General features: G+C 43.8%; 21 protein-coding genes and 1 riboswitch. Of the genes, 6 read left to right on the top strand and 15 right to left on the bottom strand.

Translation table 11 applies throughout. The annotated features are described in order from the left end of the window. The first annotated feature begins 21 nt into the window (after nucleotides 1-21). Nucleotides 22-405 carry a rhodanese-like domain-containing protein gene (locus J7E26_RS10815; RefSeq protein ID WP_214798527.1) on the top strand — a complete coding sequence of 128 codons (384 nt, stop codon included), beginning with the start codon at nucleotides 22-24 and terminating at the stop codon, nucleotides 403-405. Between the two features lie 47 nt (nucleotides 406-452). On the opposite strand, the gene gcvPB is transcribed toward J7E26_RS10815, so the two are convergent. The 3 genes from gcvPB to gcvT are packed head-to-tail and all read right to left on the bottom strand — an operon-like array spanning nucleotide 453 to nucleotide 4,382. Then, a complete protein-coding gene (gene gcvPB, locus J7E26_RS10810; RefSeq protein WP_214798525.1) occupies nucleotides 453-1,928 on the bottom strand; it encodes an aminomethyl-transferring glycine dehydrogenase subunit GcvPB in 1,476 nt (491 codons plus the stop codon). After that, nucleotides 1,921-3,267, bottom strand: a complete 1,347-nt coding sequence (gene gcvPA / locus J7E26_RS10805) for an aminomethyl-transferring glycine dehydrogenase subunit GcvPA (protein ID WP_214798522.1) — start codon at nucleotides 3,265-3,267, stop codon at nucleotides 1,921-1,923. The genes gcvPB and gcvPA overlap by 8 nt, the downstream gene beginning before the upstream one ends. A gap of 14 nt (nucleotides 3,268-3,281) precedes the next feature. After that, nucleotides 3,282-4,382: a glycine cleavage system aminomethyltransferase GcvT gene (gcvT, locus tag J7E26_RS10800; RefSeq protein ID WP_214798519.1), complete on the bottom strand. Its 1,101-nt coding sequence runs from the start codon at nucleotides 4,380-4,382 to the stop codon at nucleotides 3,282-3,284. Nucleotides 4,383-4,561: 179 nt separating this feature from the next. Further along, nucleotides 4,562-4,663: riboswitch (glycine riboswitch) on the bottom strand. Nucleotides 4,664-4,806: 143 nt separating this feature from the next. Here gcvT and J7E26_RS10795 point away from each other — a divergent pair. From J7E26_RS10795 to sinR, 4 genes are all read left to right on the top strand, one after another. Beyond that, nucleotides 4,807-6,477 carry a DEAD/DEAH box helicase gene (locus J7E26_RS10795; RefSeq protein WP_214798516.1) on the top strand — a complete coding sequence of 557 codons (1,671 nt, stop codon included), beginning with the start codon at nucleotides 4,807-4,809 and terminating at the stop codon, nucleotides 6,475-6,477. A gap of 23 nt (nucleotides 6,478-6,500) precedes the next feature. After that, nucleotides 6,501-7,295 carry a YqhG family protein gene (locus J7E26_RS10790; RefSeq protein WP_214798514.1) on the top strand — a complete coding sequence of 265 codons (795 nt, stop codon included), beginning with the start codon at nucleotides 6,501-6,503 and terminating at the stop codon, nucleotides 7,293-7,295. 184 nt (nucleotides 7,296-7,479) lie between these two features. Next, nucleotides 7,480-7,653 carry an anti-repressor SinI gene (gene sinI / locus J7E26_RS10785; RefSeq protein WP_214798512.1) on the top strand — a complete coding sequence of 58 codons (174 nt, stop codon included), beginning with the start codon at nucleotides 7,480-7,482 and terminating at the stop codon, nucleotides 7,651-7,653. A 33-nt stretch (nucleotides 7,654-7,686) separates the two neighbouring features. Then, nucleotides 7,687-8,022, top strand: coding sequence for a transcriptional regulator SinR (gene sinR, locus J7E26_RS10780; RefSeq protein ID WP_003153104.1), 336 nt, complete (start codon nucleotides 7,687-7,689; stop codon nucleotides 8,020-8,022). Nucleotides 8,023-8,070: 48 nt separating this feature from the next. Here sinR and tasA read toward each other — a convergent pair whose 3' ends face one another. The 3 genes from tasA to tapA form a co-directional block, all read right to left on the bottom strand. Next, on the bottom strand, nucleotides 8,071-8,856 hold the full coding sequence (tasA, locus tag J7E26_RS10775; RefSeq protein ID WP_214798510.1) for a biofilm matrix protein TasA: 786 nt from the start codon (nucleotides 8,854-8,856) through the stop codon (nucleotides 8,071-8,073). A 63-nt stretch (nucleotides 8,857-8,919) separates the two neighbouring features. After that, nucleotides 8,920-9,504: a signal peptidase I SipW gene (gene sipW, locus J7E26_RS10770; RefSeq protein WP_214798507.1), complete on the bottom strand. Its 585-nt coding sequence runs from the start codon at nucleotides 9,502-9,504 to the stop codon at nucleotides 8,920-8,922. After that, on the bottom strand, nucleotides 9,476-10,147 hold the full coding sequence (gene tapA / locus J7E26_RS10765; RefSeq protein ID WP_214798504.1) for an amyloid fiber anchoring/assembly protein TapA: 672 nt from the start codon (nucleotides 10,145-10,147) through the stop codon (nucleotides 9,476-9,478). The genes sipW and tapA overlap by 29 nt, the downstream gene beginning before the upstream one ends. Before the next feature lie 264 nt (nucleotides 10,148-10,411). Between tapA and J7E26_RS10760 the strand changes: the two genes are divergently transcribed. Continuing rightward, nucleotides 10,412-10,738, top strand: a complete 327-nt coding sequence (locus J7E26_RS10760; RefSeq protein ID WP_214798501.1) for a DUF3889 domain-containing protein — start codon at nucleotides 10,412-10,414, stop codon at nucleotides 10,736-10,738. Nucleotides 10,739-10,780: 42 nt separating this feature from the next. On the opposite strand, the gene J7E26_RS10755 is transcribed toward J7E26_RS10760, so the two are convergent. From J7E26_RS10755 to J7E26_RS10715, 9 genes are all read right to left on the bottom strand, one after another. Next, a complete protein-coding gene (locus J7E26_RS10755; protein ID WP_214798498.1) occupies nucleotides 10,781-10,960 on the bottom strand; it encodes a YqzE family protein in 180 nt (59 codons plus the stop codon). Nucleotides 10,961-11,016: 56 nt separating this feature from the next. Then, complete coding sequence (gene comGG / locus J7E26_RS10750; RefSeq protein WP_214798496.1) at nucleotides 11,017-11,394, bottom strand: competence type IV pilus minor pilin ComGG; 378 nt, start codon at nucleotides 11,392-11,394, stop codon at nucleotides 11,017-11,019. Next, nucleotides 11,395-11,790: a ComGF family competence protein gene (locus tag J7E26_RS10745; protein WP_214798493.1), complete on the bottom strand. Its 396-nt coding sequence runs from the start codon at nucleotides 11,788-11,790 to the stop codon at nucleotides 11,395-11,397. Between the two features lie 13 nt (nucleotides 11,791-11,803). Then, nucleotides 11,804-12,118, bottom strand: coding sequence for a competence type IV pilus minor pilin ComGE (gene comGE / locus J7E26_RS10740; protein WP_214798490.1), 315 nt, complete (start codon nucleotides 12,116-12,118; stop codon nucleotides 11,804-11,806). Then, nucleotides 12,102-12,539 (bottom strand): competence type IV pilus minor pilin ComGD, encoded by a 438-nt coding sequence (gene comGD, locus J7E26_RS10735; RefSeq protein WP_214798487.1) that lies wholly within the window; start codon nucleotides 12,537-12,539, stop codon nucleotides 12,102-12,104. The genes comGE and comGD overlap by 17 nt, the downstream gene beginning before the upstream one ends. Next, nucleotides 12,529-12,837: a competence type IV pilus major pilin ComGC gene (gene comGC, locus J7E26_RS10730; RefSeq protein WP_082791723.1), complete on the bottom strand. Its 309-nt coding sequence runs from the start codon at nucleotides 12,835-12,837 to the stop codon at nucleotides 12,529-12,531. Before comGC ends, comGD begins: the two co-directional genes overlap by 11 nt. Nucleotides 12,838-12,842: 5 nt before the next feature. After that, nucleotides 12,843-13,880 (bottom strand): competence type IV pilus assembly protein ComGB, encoded by a 1,038-nt coding sequence (comGB, locus tag J7E26_RS10725; protein ID WP_214798485.1) that lies wholly within the window; start codon nucleotides 13,878-13,880, stop codon nucleotides 12,843-12,845. Then, complete coding sequence (gene comGA, locus J7E26_RS10720) at nucleotides 13,867-14,937, bottom strand: competence type IV pilus ATPase ComGA (RefSeq protein WP_214798482.1); 1,071 nt, start codon at nucleotides 14,935-14,937, stop codon at nucleotides 13,867-13,869. Before comGA ends, comGB begins: the two co-directional genes overlap by 14 nt. Before the next feature lie 208 nt (nucleotides 14,938-15,145). Next, nucleotides 15,146-16,096: a magnesium transporter CorA family protein gene (locus J7E26_RS10715; RefSeq protein ID WP_214798479.1), complete on the bottom strand. Its 951-nt coding sequence runs from the start codon at nucleotides 16,094-16,096 to the stop codon at nucleotides 15,146-15,148. Nucleotides 16,097-16,111 lie beyond the last annotated feature (15 nt).

The raw sequence follows: 16,111 nt of genomic DNA, 5'->3' as shown, positions 1-16,111 counted from the left end.
AGCTAAAGGAGTAGAATCACATTGTCTAACATGATTGCTTTGATTATTGTCGCGGCGTTTCTCGTTTACATGATCGTATCGTATTTTTATCAGCAGCGGTTAATGAAAACACTTACGGAAGAGGAATTCCGCGCGGGCTACCGAAAAGCGCAGCTCATTGACGTCCGGGAACCGAATGAATTTGAAGGCGGCCATATTCTCGGTGCGCGCAACATACCGCTGTCCCAGCTTAAACAGCGAAAAAATGAAATCCGCCCGGATAAGCCCGTGTACCTTTACTGCCAAAATAATGTCCGCAGCGGACGCGCAGCCCAGACGCTCCGTAAAAACGGCTGCAAGGATATTTACAATTTAAAAGGCGGGTTTAAAAAATGGAGCGGAAGAATTAAAGCGAAAAATCAATAATCAAAAAGAGCTGTCCGTTTATAACGGCAGCTCTTTTTTTACGTCCTTTAACGCTTGTCATCAGGAGCATGTTCATATTTTAAGACCGGGTGTCTTGCGGCCTTGGTTTCATCCATTCTCTTCACAACCGTCGTATGCGGCGCCTCTTGCACGACCTCAGGCGTTTCCTCCGTTTCTTTGGCGATTTGAATCATCGCATCGATAAAGGCATCAAGGGTCTCTTTAGACTCCGTTTCAGTCGGTTCAATCATGATGCTTTCTTCAACGTTCAGAGGAAAATAAACGGTCGGCGGATGATAGCCGAAATCCAAAAGCCGTTTTGCAATGTCCAGCGTTCTCACGCCGAGCTTTTTTTGCCGTCTTCCCGATAACACAAATTCATGCTTGCAATGACGGTCGAACGGCAGATCATAATACGGCGCAAGCCTTCTCATCATATAGTTGGCGTTTAAGACCGCGTTTTCGGTCACAGCCTTTAACCCGTCCGGTCCCATGGAGCGGATATATGTATAGGCTCTTACATTAATGCCGAAGTTGCCGTAATAAGGTTTGACGCGTCCAATTGAGTGCGGGCGGTCATAGTCAAATGTAAAACGCCCTTCTTTTTTCGTTAATACCGGTTTTGGCAGATACGGAATAAGTTCCTTCTTCACTCCGACCGGACCTGAGCCCGGGCCTCCACCTCCATGCGGCCCCGTAAACGTTTTATGCAAATTTAGGTGAACGACGTCAAATCCCATGTCGCCCGGTCTTGCTTTACTTAATACCGCATTTAGATTCGCTCCGTCGTAATAGAGCTTTCCGCCTGCCTGATGGACGATTTGCGCCATCTCGGTAATGTTTTCCTCAAATAATCCGAGGGTATTCGGATTCGTCAGCATCAGCGCGGCTGTTTCTTCATTTACCGCTCTTTTCAGATCATCAATATCAACAAGCCCGTGTTCATTTGATTTCACGGTAATGGTTTCAAAACCGGCGACTGTAGCGGAAGCGGGATTCGTACCGTGTGCGGAATCAGGCACAATCACCTTCGTCCGCCCGTAATCTCCTCGTGCTTCGTGATAGGCGCGGATCATCATCAGGCCCGTCCATTCACCGTGAGCGCCAGCGGCCGGCTGCAGCGTCACTTCATCCATTCCCGTAATCTCTTCCAAGTGCCCGCTTAAATCGTATAATAACTCAAGCGCCCCTTGAACCGTAGCCTCATCCTGAAGCGGGTGAACCGCAGAAAAACCGGGGATCCGGGCGATTTTTTCATTCAGTTTCGGATTGTATTTCATCGTACATGACCCAAGCGGATAAAACCCTGAATCGACTCCGTGGTTTCTTTTGGAAAGAGCGGTATAATGCCGCATGATATCAAGCTCTGAGACCTCCGGCAATTTAGCGTCTTCAGTACGGATATAGTCATCGGGAAGCAGGCTGTCCAATTCCGTTTCCGGCAGGTCAAGCTCCGGAAGACTGTAGCCGACGCGCCCTTCGCGGGACAATTCAAAGATAAGCGCCTGATCTTGATTATTCATGGTGATCCCCCAATCCCGCAATAAGCGAATCAATTTCTTCTTTTGTTCTCAGCTCCGTGACGGCTATAAGCATATGCTGCTCCAGCTCAGGATAAGCATGGCCTAAATCATACCCGCCGATAATGCCTTCTTTTAATAAGCGGCTGTTCGCTTCTTTTACAGGTTCATTCAGCTTAACAGCAAATTCATTAAACATCGGGCCGCTAAACGCGACTCGCAACCCGGCTTTTTCCGCCTGGCGCTTAGCGTAATCTGCTTTCAGGATATTCTGACGGGCCATGTCTTTTACCCCGTTTTTCCCGAGCGCCGTCATCGCAACTGAAGCCGCCAAAGCATTCAGCGCCTGGTTCGAACAAATGTTGGAGGTAGCTTTGTCTCTCCTGATATGCTGCTCGCGCGCCTGGAGGGTGAGGACAAAACCTCTTCGTCCGTTTTCATCCTCTGTTTGACCGACAAGCCGCCCCGGCACTTTCCTCATCAGTTTTTTCGTTACCGCAAAGTAGCCGCAGTGCGGGCCGCCAAACGCCGCCGGTATACCGAAAGGCTGTGCATCTCCGACGACGATATCCGCTCCGTATGCCCCCGGCGGCGTTAAGATGCCGAGCGCGAGCGGGTTTGAAGAGACAATCATCTGGCTTTTTCCTTTATGCGCGATTGGCTCAATCTCTTTTAACGGCTCAATTTGCCCAAAGAAGTTCGGATATTGGACGATAACAGCCGCTGTCTCTTCACAAACAGCGTCCTCCAGCGCTTCAAGATCCGTCAGGCCATTTTTCGCAGGCACCTCTATAACCTCAATATATTGGCCTTTTGCGTATGTTTTCAGCACATCTCTTGATTCCGGATGAACGGCTGAGGAAATAACGATTTTTTTCTTTTTCGTATGCCCTGAAGCAAGCATCGCCGCTTCAGCTAATGCCGTTCCTCCGTCATACATGGAGGAGTTTGCGATATCCATCCCCGTTAATTCACAGATCATCGTCTGAAACTCAAAAATCGCCTGAAGCTCACCTTGGGAAATTTCTGGCTGATAGGGCGTGTATGCCGTGTAAAACTCTGATCTGCTAATGACATGATCAACGATGACCGGCTGATAGTGGTCGTACACTCCTGCGCCCAGAAATGATGCATATGTAACGGCGTCCTTGTTTTTAGCTGCGAGCTTCGTCAGTTCTCTCGTTAACTCGGTTTCTGATTTTGCTTTTTTAATGTCATAGTCCTTTGGAAACCTCACATTTTCCGGGATATCGGAAAATAGATCATCAATTGTTTCTGCGCCGATGGCTTTCAGCATTTCTTTTTTATCCTGTTCTGTCGCGGGCAAATATCGATGCTTCATATGACTCTCCTTTTTCAGCTATGTTTTGGACGTTTATAAAACGGTGTGCGGACGATTTTCGCTTTTACTGTTTTTCTTCGGATCTCCACCTCTACTTCAGTACCGATTTCACTGAATTCCGTCTTCAATAAGGCGAGGCCGATATTTTTCTTTAATGTTGGAGATTGTGTGCCTGTTGTAACCTCACCGATCTGTATACCGTCTTTTTTCACGGCATAACCATGCCTCGGTATTCCTTTTTCAATCATTTCGAGCCCTACAAGCTTACGGGGAGCTCCTTTTTCTTTCTGTTCACTCAATACTGACTTCCCGAAAAAATCGGAATCTTTCTTATGTTTTACGGCAAAACCGATTCCCGCTTCTATCGGCGTAATATCTTTTGTGAGCTCCTGCCCGTATAACGCCAGTTTCGCTTCAAATCTCAGCGTATCGCGAGCGCCCAGTCCGCACGGCATGAGGCCGTCTTCCTCTCCGGCTTTAACAATCTGCTTCCAAAGGCTTACCGCATCTTCATTGCGGCAATAAAGCTCAAAGCCGTCTTCCCCGGTATATCCTGTTCTGGAGAGCAGGACTTGATGCCCGGCGACAGCTGCCCCATCAATAAACGTAAACGGCTTTAATGAAGACAGATCAATTTCCGTCAGTTTTGTGAGAACCGTCTCAGCTTCCGGTCCTTGAACAGCCAGCAATGAGAGCTCGCCGGACTGATCAGTTATCGTGACATCCCCTTCGGCATGCTCTTTCAGCCAAGCGATATCTTTGTCGATATTAGACGCATTAATGACGAGTAAATAGCAGGTGCCGCTTTTCTGATAGATCAGCAAGTCATCAACCGTCCCGCCGTCCGGATAACACATTGCGGTATACAGCGCGCTCCCGGGCTTTAAGTCTGCAACGTCGTTTGTCATCATCTTCTGCAGAAAAGGCAGACTGCCTTTTCCGGATACTTCGACTTCTCCCATATGAGACACATCAAACAGGCCTGCTTTTGTGCGGACGGCTTCATGCTCCTCCTTAATAGAAGAAAATTGAACCGGCAGCTCCCAGCCTCCAAAATCAATCGTTTTTCCGCCGTATTCTTTATACACTTCATAAAGCGGTGTTCGTTTCAGCATCATCTTCCCCCTTCAGCTCATTGGCGCATTGTATAAAACCATATAAAAAAGGACAGAGAAACACCTCATTTACATGAAGGTTTCTCTGTCCCGGCACCTGAAAGTTTACTTTATGAAACATCATAAAGACGTCCCCTTTGGTGGTCTGCTTCTATCTTTGCAAACACTCTCCAGAGTTGCGTCGAGCAAGAGTTCTTTTGCCTGAGAGATTCACTCCGCAGTTTGCTCCTTCGGCGCCCGGATGCTCATTTCTTCGTCCGGGTCTCTCCCCTTGCTGTCATTCGCTCATATTTACCAATTGTTATGGACATACTAAAGCAATATCTTTGGTGAAATCATTACTTATATCCTACCACCCTCACTTACGTCCGGCAACAAAAATTATGATAAATCAGTTTTTTAAAAGAAAGGCGGTTTTATACACATGGCGACAGAGATCATATTCGATTCGAATTGGCCGGGGGAGTTTTTTGAACGCCTGAAAACAGACGGCCCCTGGTCAAATTGGGAGCTGTACAAGCTGTCTGCTGAAGTCCAGGAAACCCTTGCCATTCCTGAATTTGAGGGTTTAAGGGCTCCTTTGTACCTGCCTGATTTCACCCCGCTTCCCCATCAGCTTGAGGTAGCGCAGAAGGTTGTAGAAAAAATGAACGGCAAAGCGATATTGGCAGATGAAGTAGGATTGGGCAAAACCGTAGAGGCCGGCCTGATTTTAAAAGAGTACATGATTCGCGGACTGGCCAAAAAAATCCTCATTCTTGTGCCCGCATCGCTTGTATCGCAGTGGGTGAAAGAGCTGCAGGAGAAATTTTTAATCCCGGCCGTTGAGCAGAAGAAAAGCTATGTTTGGGAGCAGTGCGATATCGTTGTTTCTTCAATTGATACGGCAAAGCGTTCACCTCACAAGGACATCGTACTGTCTATTCCGTATGATCTTGTCATCATCGACGAGGCGCATAAGCTCAAAAACAGCAAAACGAAGAATTATGAATTTGCAAGAAGCCTTGTTAAAAAGTATTGCCTGCTTCTGACGGCAACGCCGATTCAAAACCGGATTGAGGAGATCTTTAATTTAGTGTCGTTATTGAAGCCCGGCCATTTAGGCAATGAAAGCGGATTTCAAGAGACGTTTAATAAAAAAGACGGAATTGATGACCACGAGCATTTAAAAGAACTGGTCAATAAGGTCATGATCCGTAATACACGGAGCGACACGGGGCTTACGTGGACTCAGCGCCATGTTGAAACGGTGCCCATTACGTTTTCGCCGACGGAACAGGCGCTTTACGATGACATTAACGCACTGAAGAACGGCATGGAAAAGCCGACAAGCGCTTTTTCCATTATGACGCTGCAAAGAGAATGCTGTTCGAGCAGAGAAGCGGTGTATATGACACTCAAGAAAATGCTCGACAAAAAAGACAAACAAGCGGCAGCCTTTGACGAACAGACAATCGCGAATTTAATGGGGCGCATCAATCAGGTGACACAAAATTCAAAAGCGATTCAAGTCGTTGATTTAATTCAAAAAATTAATGATAAGGTCATTATTTTTACCGAATACCGGGCAACCCAGATTTATCTGCAGTGGTTTCTTCAGCAAAACGGAATTAGCTCGGTCCCTTTCAGGGGCGGATTTAAGCGCGGAAAAAAGGACTGGATGAAGGATCTTTTCCGCGGCAAAGTTCAGGTGCTGATCGCGACAGAAGCCGGAGGAGAAGGGATCAACCTGCAATTTTGCAATCATATCATCAACTATGATCTGCCGTGGAATCCGATGCGTCTTGAGCAAAGAATCGGGAGGATACACAGGCTGGGGCAGGAAAGAGATGTCCATATTTACAACATGGCGACAAAACATACCGTCGAGGAGCACATCTTAAAGCTTTTATATGAAAAAATACATTTATTCGAAAATGTGGTCGGTGAATTAGATGATATTTTAACAAAAATCAAAGTGAACAATTTCGAAGAGCATTTGAATGATATTTTATGCCATTCGCTGACCGAGGAAGAAATGAGAATCAAAATGGACAATCTCACTTCTTTCTTATCGTACAGCAAGGAAGAGCCGGCCAGAAAAAAAGGCTCTTAGTATAGAAAAGGAGGATGCGTGACATGAGACAGCAAGAGGTTCATCAATTTTTACTGCGTTTTTTTGAAGCGAATCACTGCCCGATTACTGAACAGGGGCCGGGTTTTATGACGGTTCAGCTTACAGTCGAAATGGACAAACAAATTATGAACCGCCCTTTTTATTGGCACTGGCGTGAAAAAACAGGCGGCGAGCCGAATCCGATGAAGATCACGTTTATCACTGATAAAGAAACGGCCCCCAGCGACCTGGACGGCGAATTTATTTACTTCGGGGCTCCGCGGCTCTTTCAAATCTTTCAAGCAGTTAAACAAAATGGGAGATTTACAAGAATATATGAGAAAATTGTATCAGCCGGAGCCAGAGTGCCGCTTCAGCCCTGGCTTGGGATAAACGTAGTGATTTCATACCAATCCGACATAAAAAAAGACAAACTATTGTCACTGGGCCTTCACCTTGTTTCTGGACAAATCATTGAAGACTTTCAGCGAAAGCTTACACCGCTTCCGCTGACTTCACAAATATCAGACTATTGCTTTACCATATCGCCTATGATTAAGCCGGAAAGCGGAATAAAGCGAATGGAACATTATTTGACGAACTTTGCCGCAGAAGAACCGTCAGATTGGGCCGACGATGCCGTTACAAGATGGCAGAAGGATCTTACGCTGCTAGATCAATTTTATGAGCATACAGAGGAAAAACCTGAAGAATATTATTTGGAAAAAAAAGCGCTGAAAGCCTTATATCAGCCGAAAATTAACATCCAGATTGAAAATGGCGGTTTATTTTTCCTGCAAAGTAATTTTTCTGGATAAGCCTTATCCATTCGACAGCTTTCTCGTTTTTTTTAGAAATTGTATATTATAATAAAAGTATATAGAAAAAATTTCTAGCATTTCACATGCGATTATTAACTTCCAGACATGAAGAAGGGTACACAATAGGTCATGGCCGGATTGGCTGAAATACATAAACAAGTATTTTAGGAGGAGAAAATGCATGAAAAATGCAAAAACAGAATTTTCGCAATTAGATAAGGAATGGGTTGAATTAATGTTGGAAGCCCAAAAAGCAAATATCAGCTTAGAAGAGATACGCAAATACTTGCATTCGCCAAAAAAGTCTTCTCAACATATCCAGGCCGCCAGAAGTCATACCGTAAATCCTTTCTGAATGTGCTATAATATCACAAGGAAGGTGATGACATTGATTGGCCAGCGTATTAAACAATACCGAAAAGAAAAAGGCTACTCACTATCAGAACTAGCTGAAAAAGCTGGGGTAGCGAAGTCTTATTTAAGCTCAATAGAACGAAATTTACAGACGAACCCCTCCATTCAATTTCTCGAAAAAGTCTCCGCTGTTCTGGACGTCTCGGTTCATACTTTACTTGATGAAAAACATGAAACCGAATACGATGGTCAATTAGATAGTGAATGGGAGAAATTAGTTCGCGATGCGATGACATCCGGGGTATCAAAAAAACAATTTCGTGAATTTTTAGATTATCAAAAATGGAGAAAAGCGCAAAAAGAGGAGTAGTGCCGCCATATGTGCACAACTCCTCTTTTATCTCCCCGCCAGTTTGAATTAGTTTTTATCCTCACTGTGGGCCTTTTCATTCTCTTTAATATAACCGTCTTTATCTGTATGATCTTTTGTAATGGTCAAGCCGTTCCATTGTGTCGCTTCAAATGAGAATTGAAGAGAAATGGCATTGCCTTGGAATTTGTTCTGGACACTTTGCCCGTCTGCGTCTTTAGCGGTATCATTTTTAAACCGGATTTCCATCCGCACTTGGTCATAATCAACAGGCGTTTTCGGCACACCGTCATACTCAGGCGCAGTCTTACCGTTAATGGTCGCTACATTCACTTTTCCGCTCGCGCTTAGGAATTTTGAATCAATATGCTTACTGATGGCTTCAGCGGCTGTTTTATCCTGTTTCGTTGACATCAAATACAGGTCTTTCAGGTTGGCAGCCTTCAGAATAATATTCTTAGGATAGCCGTTGCCCCCTTCTTTTCCGACCGTCAGAACGGTAATTTCAAACTGGCTGAGGAAGTCCTCCGCAGATCCGTTTCCTTTAGCTGCCCCTTTGAAATCTGTAAAATTCAGGGCCATTAATACTTCTTTAATCGCAAGCGATCCATTATTTCTGAATTCGAAATCTTTCGTCAATTTGTCGCCCGGTTTTAAGTTGGATAAGTTTACATTGGCTGATTGTTCTTTTGCCGATAAATCAAGAGTTCCTGATGCAAACGTGGCATCCGTTGTCTTCACATCATTGAATGCGGCCCATGTGCCGCCTCCGATTAATGCTAATCCAAGTGCTGCCGAAGCAACGCCCAAGCTTAATTTCTTTTTCATACCCATTTTAGTATACTCCCCTTATTAATTTTTTTGTTATCAAATCCTGTCGCCAGGTTGCAACTAAAGTCAAGTAGATATAGTGCTGTTTTTCGCATTCTCTTCAAGCGCTTTTGTTTTTCGGTCAATATCGCGGATAGCGCTGCCGATTACGGTAATCGAATAAATTAAAAGCATGATGCCCGGAACGATTAACAGAATAGCCGTTCCGATCGGCTGGCTTGCTAAATGTATGACATATCCTGCATACGGAAGCTGATATCCCGCATACTGGGCCATAACCTGTTCTGATCGCACAGGAGCGGCATCCGGGGCAGCGTTATGATCCCCTTTTGTCTCAAATAACAAACGCCCGTCTTTCTTTGTTATGCCGATAATCCTATGCGTCACGGCTGATCCGTCATCTTGTGTAAAGGTAATGACATCGCCTTCTTTTAAGGCATTTACATCAGGAATTTTCTTCACTGCAATTAATGAGCCCGTCTTGAACTCCGGGTCCATCGAACCTGACAGCACTGATTTCAGCGTATAGCCGAATATGGACGGCTCTCCGCCGGATGCCCGGGTCGATATGACAGTCAAAGTCAGCACAATAATAAAACTGAAGATGACGACATACAAAATATTACTGATCAGTTTCATCGTTTTTTTCATTTTCTTCCCCGCTTTCTTTCGTCCGTTCAGCCGGCTCTTTCTCTGCTTTTTTTACAGCAGAAGCTGTCGGTTTTTCCTGACATTTGACAAGCTTCATAGGTGCTGACCATTCAAATTTTTCTTCACTTGCCGGATAACCCTCAGGCTTATAAATTTTAAATGCGTATATTCCCGGCTGTAAGGCCCGTTTCGACTCAATCCTATAGAGCAAATCGCTTTTTTTATCGGTGACAAGTCCTTTATCAATGACATTGCCGTTTTGTAAAGGTTTATGTGCGGAAGCGATTTTGTGAAGCTCCCATTTCCATTCAGATATCGCTTGTTTTTTGCCTTTATTTTCCAGTTCAACATAAAGATGAAGCGGAGCACACACGGTGCCTGTCGTATCGGTTTGGTTTACTACGTGTAAATCACTTTGATCCCAGCGTTCGTCATAGCGGCAATTGTTATCTGTATAGCGAAAGTCCCCACACGTTTGAACGGGTAAACTGAAGCTTCTCACATCGTTAAAGGAGGAGCTTGTGTCACCGGTAAACTGGGCACATATCGTTATGGCCAAGCTGAAAATGAACGAAAGCTGGAAAAAGATTAGAATCCGCCATCTCGTTTTAGCCCCTTTTTCCGTTCGGAACAATCGGAACATGCCTTACCCCCTGTGAAATCTGTAAATAAATATCACAATCGTTCTCTTTAAAGAACCTCATGAACAAAGTATAATCAACGTTTATCATCTTGAAAAATGTCAAAAACGGTCAAAATGTTCGTTTTTAAGAATGGAATCTTTTAAAAACATCGTTTTGCTCCAAATTACTCATCTTTTTGGAATTTTTTCTAATAAAATGCGGGAAAATAAAGGTATGGCCACAGAAAAATTAGAAATGATATGCAGTGAAAGGGTGATTTATTCATGATCAAACAGTGTTTGATTTGCCTTTCTCTTCTTGTTTTTGGGGTTTCAGCAGCAGCTCAGGCAGAGGGAATGCCGTATTATGTTGTTCACCATAAATCAAAATGGGAAAAGGTGGCAGAAAAAGAAGCAAAAAAAAGATATCCTCTCGCACAAACCTTATTTATTCAAAAGGTGTGGGATCGGAAAAGAACAGATGAAGCCGTCAAACAATATCACCTAACGTTAAGAGAAGGGGCCAAAGAATTCGGCGTGTTTGTAACAATTTCATTTAATCCTTACAGCCAGAAAGTGAATAAAGTTGCCGTCATTGAGGAATATCAATAAGGCCCTCCCGATTTCAGGAGGACCTTCCGCACGTTTAAGCTTTTATTTTTTCCGCTGCATCCACAGCTTAAATCCATATGGCAATATACCGAACCAATGCTGAGAGGCAGGAGCTTTTTTCTCTTTTCGCACCTCTTTTAGTTCTTTTCGCTCATGTTTAGGCGTATCTATATATTTCACGAATTGCTCAGTCATATATTTTACATAATCGTTTGTTTTCACGATTTTCACCTCATATTGCTGTCTTTACTATGAAGTGTTGGCTCGTCTGATCCTTTTTATACTTCGATCCATTGAATCAGTTTTTTCTTCTTCTGATCAAATGAAATGTGCGCCTCTCTTTTCGTACCTGAACGTGTCTCTCCTTTTATAAAAATGTCCAATTCACCCTGATGAATTGGACCGCGGATTTCATAAGATACAACGCCGTATGAAAAACGTTTCTTGCCGGATTGGCCTTTTTGTCCTTGTAAAACATGACGGATGGACAGCAGCGCGCCGTTCTGAAGCAGATTCTCTCCGGCGTAATACTCGGCCGTCTCTTTTTCAAATGTTTTACGGGTAATGAAATCAGATGAAGTATAACTGATGACCAGTAACATAACGGCAGAAACGAAAAGAACCGCTGGATAAATAAAACCATTTGGTTTGTACATTTAATCTCCTTTTAAATAGGTATAAATCGGGAAAGCGGTATGGTTCTTTTTCCCATTGACACTTGTGATATCCATAAAAAGCAGGCCGTTTTTCATATACACGTTTAATGACGCCGCGTTTTGAAGAACGGGGACGTGGCCTTTTCCGTTCACTCTTTTTCTTATCATGGTTTGATATATTTGAAAGCGCACCTCTTCTCCGCCTGCTTTCCGGCAGGTTACTGCTCTTCCGCCGTCAGCAGGGTTCACGGCTTCGGCATTTTTACATTCATTCATGATCTGCTGAACGGCAATAGTCTTTTCCTGTCCGTCTATTCCGCCGCCTTCCGCCTGCCGGGACAAAAACAGGTGTAAAACCGGTGTTAGCGTCCCTGATAGAAAAAGGCAGATCGCCAAGGAAAACAAAACATTAAGAAGCGTAAAGCCACTTTGTGCTGAGAATATTGAGACAAACGTTTTTTTCTCCGCGAATGACCGTACATACCTTTTGATAATCACCCTCCTCCTTCCACGTTACAACAGAAGACGGCAGCCGCTTACCGGACATCATATATGTGCTGATGTTCTCCTGAAGAAGCTGATGGGCTTCTTTTTGATCTTCTATTTTCTGTTCATCCGCGAGAATTCCTGACCAAACAGGGACGATGGAAATCATGAAAAATAGCCAAATCGCGAACGCGGATAAAGACTCAATTGTTGAGAACCCTTTATTTCCGTTCTGCATAAACGTTTCCGCTCCCTAAGTAAACTGTTATTTCATATGTGACTCCGACTGTTTTCACATCAATTTTCCCGCCGGAATTCGGATGTCCTTTTTCGTTAAATTCAAGCTGCATCGGTAATGTGGACAGCGCAATCTCTATTTTTTCAAAGGACCGCTCAACAATGCTTCCGCCAATAGACAGTTTGTATTTATGTTCCTTCGGCAAAAACGTAATACTTGTTCTTTTATGTTCAGCGATAGCGGTTTCTTGGGCCAGCTGAATGTCTTTTTGCAGCTGGTCTGCTTTTTGCCGCACCGCAATATGAGTATAAACAGGAGGAAAAGCCGTGAAAAAAACAGTCAGTAAAACAGAGGCCAGACTTAAAACGACCAGACTTTCAAGAAGGGTGAATCCGCCTTCTGTCAGCCTGTTACTTCTCAACTGTTACTTCCCCGCCGCTTATTAAGACTCGTTTTCCATTCGGGCACGCTGTGTTCTTTTTAATATACCCCTCTGACTGCAAGTCACCGATATCCGGTGTTTTTCCTTCATGATCGATTTCGTATGCTGTCACTTGGGCCTTCACCATATTTTGCAATCCTTCACAGCCCTTGTTTTGAATGCTTTGATTATGCTTAGTTACATTAGGAATTGTGATCAAGAGCAAAATGGAGACGATAAATAAAACGATCAGCATTTCAATTAAAGTAAATCCATCTTGATTCTTCAGACGAAGCACTCCCTTTACATTTGGTTCATCATCTGGTACATCGGCATCAGCATCGACAAATAGACGATTAAAATCATACCGGCGACAACACCATAAATTACCGGCTGAAGAATGCCGGTATATTTTTCTGCATTTTGTTCAAGCCGTTCCATCATAAATTGGCTGTATGTAAAAAGTTCACGATGGAGCTGGCCGCTTAACTGTCCGTGACTGACTGCAGCGGCAAAGTCTTTTTCATAACAGGGATGGCGGTAAAGAGCCGATTCAATCGTTTCTCCGGCTTTTAACCGCTCTATGATATTTTCTGCTTCTTGCCGGTAAAAAGGCAGAAAGGATTGTTCTTTAAAAGCCGTTAAGCTGTCGTATATGGAAAGGCCCGATTTTAGCAGGCTGCTGAGCTGCAAGGAAAAAAAGTAGCTGTTGAAGAGCACGGCGGCTTTTCCTATAAGAGGAATTTTTACGAACAAAAGCATTTTGTCTTGCGGGGATTTTTTCTTAAAAACGAACCAATAGTACAGAAACATGATAAAAGCCGCAGAAAACATAATCGCACAAGCCACATGAAAGTGCTGAAAAAACGCAAAGATAACAGCGGTGGAACGTGAGGTTTTCATATTCATGGACTGATAAATCCCAGAAAACTGCGGGATAATCATACTTTGTAATATATAAAACATCACAAAGACTGAACATATTAAAAACATCGGGTAGCGAAGCATTTTTCTGATTTGATTTGTCTGAGCCAGCTTTCGCTGCAGCAATTCCCCGCTTTGTTTCATTGCAGCAGGCAATTCTCCGTGTTTCTCCGCAAAATAGCAAATACTTACGGCTTCTTTATGGAAAGACATCGCCTGTAATACTTGATAAAAAGCATCACCTTTACTTAACTGCCGGATTGCAGACGTCATTTCAGAAAGCTGCCGCTTATGGAGCTGAAGTTCCAGCAGCCTCAGTCCTTCAATCAGGCTGTACCCTTTTTCGGTCATCTCACCGAGCCTTTTCAGCAAATTGGCTTGATCTTTTAGCGGCCATGTTTTTTTAATCGGCTTCATGGTACACCCACCGGTCGTAATTACTTGATGTGACATACCCAAGCGCAATGCCTTTTCTGATCAGCTTGCGGAGCGTTTGATACTGAAAATTGGCCTGTTCGCCCTTTGCTTCTTGAAAACATTGATTAAGGTTTTTCCCGTACAGCAATTCATAAATACCCGCACGCCGTGTCTCTCTGGACAGCCGGCAGTATACGGAACAGCTTTTATCCTTGCAAAATGGACACGTTAAATCGACTAATCGCTGGGCAGCAATTGCAATGACCGTTTGTTCAATTTCACTCATCTTCACCCCGAATTCAAGCAATCTGTAAATGGCGCCTTTTGCGTCCCGCGTATGCAGGCTCGAAAGAACGAGATGGCCTGTCATGGCTGCCCGAACCGCGATTTTAGCTGTTTCGGCGTCTCTGATTTCTCCTAAAATAATCATATCGGGATCATGTCTCAGAATCGCCTTTAAACCTGCTGAATAAGTAATTCCCGCTTTTTCATTCACCTGTACTTGAAGGACATCTTCATCTCTCGTTTCTACGGGGTCTTCAAGCGTGACAATCCGCCGGTTAAAATGCTGTTTTGCATATTTGACGAGCGAATAAAGAGTCGTCGTTTTTCCTGAGCCGGTCGGACCGGTGAAAAGGAGCATACCGTGAGAATGTTTTAAAAAGGACAATAACGTGGCACCGGCGCCCGGAAATAAGGACAGTCTGTCAATCGGCGGAATTTGATGCTGAGGTAAAAGTCTGATAACCAGGCTCTCTTCATTCATCGTCGGCAGTGTTGACATTCTCAGATGAACCGTTTCCGTTTCAAGCGGCATGGAAAGCGATCCGTTTTGCGGCTTTCGCCTTTCTCCTATATCCATTGCCGATAAAAACTTAAAATGAGAAATCAGCCGCACACATTCTTCTTTTTTCATGACCCGTTTTTTCACTAAAGCATGGTCAATGCGAAAATGAATAAAAGCATCACGCTCTCTCGGCACAATGTGTATATCAGAAGCCCTTGCCATATATGCCTCGTATATGATTCCTCTGCTGTACGTTTCGATTTTCTCCATGAAATCCCTCCTTCCGACACGTATTGTACATTAGATACATGGCGGCCTCAAAAGAGGAAACGTGCGTTTTTAGGATGCATCCAGTATGAAAAAACAAAAATAAACCAGTAAAAATCAATTAACCCGCATAAATAGCCTTCCATTCAGCGATTTTGGCTAATAAAAAAAGCAGGACTGCTGCCTGCTCATTCAGCCCGCTGACCATAAATCAGCGGGTGTTTTTTTTATGAAAATATTTCTTTTGCTGCTCTTTGAGAATATCACCCGTCCAGCCCTTATGCCTTAAATAAATATAAATCAGCAAAGTGGATACGATGATGAGTATGATAGATCCGAGATATGCATACTTCCAATGCAGTTCCGGCATGTTGTCAAAGTTCATTCCCCAAAGCGCCCCAAGTGCCGTCATCGGCGTAAACAGAGTCGTAAAAATCGTCAGGGCTTTTACAATTTCATTTCCTCTTTGTGAAGTGATGACTTCTTCTGCGTGGAGCAAGTTGCTTAGTTCCTGATCAAATTCATTTATATATGTAATGCCTCTCGTGATTTTTTGGTGGGTTCGCCGATAATCTTTTTGCTGGTCATTTTTCGGCAGAAAGGCTTCTTTTAATGCCATCTCCACTTTTTTAGCGTTTAAGGTTAACCCTTTCCAAATGAACAGTTCATGGCGCAGTTTATGCACATTTTCCAGAATTCCTTTGCTGTTGTCATTGTGAATCTGCCATTTCAGCATCCGCTGCTTGACTTCAAACTCATCCAGTCCGATTAAGTATGAATTCATCAGCTCGCCGAGCAGGACAAAAAAACCTTCAATCGCGTCCCCGCAGGTTTTGATTTGCTGCGTAGCATGCTTTTCTTTCACACCGCGAAGCAAAGAAAAATCAAAATTAATCGTAAAAAAGAATTTCCGCGTAATGTAAAAATGAAACACGGTGTGATCCTTTTCATCTTTTAATCCTTGATGATAGATTAAGGAGCCGAAAACCGCTTCATTATTCGGATCATTTGTATCTGAGCGTAAAAAGTTAATATGATTTTCGTTTTCAAACCACTTTTCGCATTGCGGCCAGTGGGTATAATGGATAAGTTTTTTTGCTTCTGTTTTTTCGTGGGGCCCGAGCTGATACCAAAACCAGTCCTCACCCGAATGAATCTTCATATGCTGCAGCCTCCT

Origin of the sequence: Bacillus sp. ISL-51 (assembly GCF_018613535.1) — a bacterium.
In the GTDB taxonomy this organism is placed as follows: Bacteria; Bacillota; Bacilli; order Bacillales; family Bacillaceae; genus Bacillus.
Note: the sequence above shows the minus strand (reverse complement) of the source record. Positions and strands in the feature narration are given on the sequence as shown.

Coding starts and splice junctions, on each gene's coding strand:
- gcvPB (WP_214798525.1), bottom strand. CDS start 1,928: ATGAATAATCAAGATCAGGCGCTTATCTTTGAATTGTCCCGCGAAGGG.
- gcvPA (WP_214798522.1), bottom strand. CDS start 3,267: ATGAAGCATCGATATTTGCCCGCGACAGAACAGGATAAAAAAGAAATG.
- gcvT (WP_214798519.1), bottom strand. CDS start 4,382: ATGCTGAAACGAACACCGCTTTATGAAGTGTATAAAGAATACGGCGGA.
- J7E26_RS10795 (WP_214798516.1), top strand. CDS start 4,807: ATGGCGACAGAGATCATATTCGATTCGAATTGGCCGGGGGAGTTTTTT.
- J7E26_RS10790 (WP_214798514.1), top strand. CDS start 6,501: ATGAGACAGCAAGAGGTTCATCAATTTTTACTGCGTTTTTTTGAAGCG.
- sinI (WP_214798512.1), top strand. CDS start 7,480: ATGAAAAATGCAAAAACAGAATTTTCGCAATTAGATAAGGAATGGGTT.
- tasA (WP_214798510.1), bottom strand. CDS start 8,856: ATGGGTATGAAAAAGAAATTAAGCTTGGGCGTTGCTTCGGCAGCACTT.
- sipW (WP_214798507.1), bottom strand. CDS start 9,504: ATGAAAAAAACGATGAAACTGATCAGTAATATTTTGTATGTCGTCATC.
- tapA (WP_214798504.1), bottom strand. CDS start 10,147: ATGTTCCGATTGTTCCGAACGGAAAAAGGGGCTAAAACGAGATGGCGG.
- J7E26_RS10760 (WP_214798501.1), top strand. CDS start 10,412: ATGATCAAACAGTGTTTGATTTGCCTTTCTCTTCTTGTTTTTGGGGTT.
- comGG (WP_214798496.1), bottom strand. CDS start 11,394: ATGTACAAACCAAATGGTTTTATTTATCCAGCGGTTCTTTTCGTTTCT.
- comGE (WP_214798490.1), bottom strand. CDS start 12,118: ATGCAGAACGGAAATAAAGGGTTCTCAACAATTGAGTCTTTATCCGCG.
- comGB (WP_214798485.1), bottom strand. CDS start 13,880: ATGAAGCCGATTAAAAAAACATGGCCGCTAAAAGATCAAGCCAATTTG.
- comGA (WP_214798482.1), bottom strand. CDS start 14,937: ATGGAGAAAATCGAAACGTACAGCAGAGGAATCATATACGAGGCATAT.
- J7E26_RS10715 (WP_214798479.1), bottom strand. CDS start 16,096: ATGAAGATTCATTCGGGTGAGGACTGGTTTTGGTATCAGCTCGGGCCC.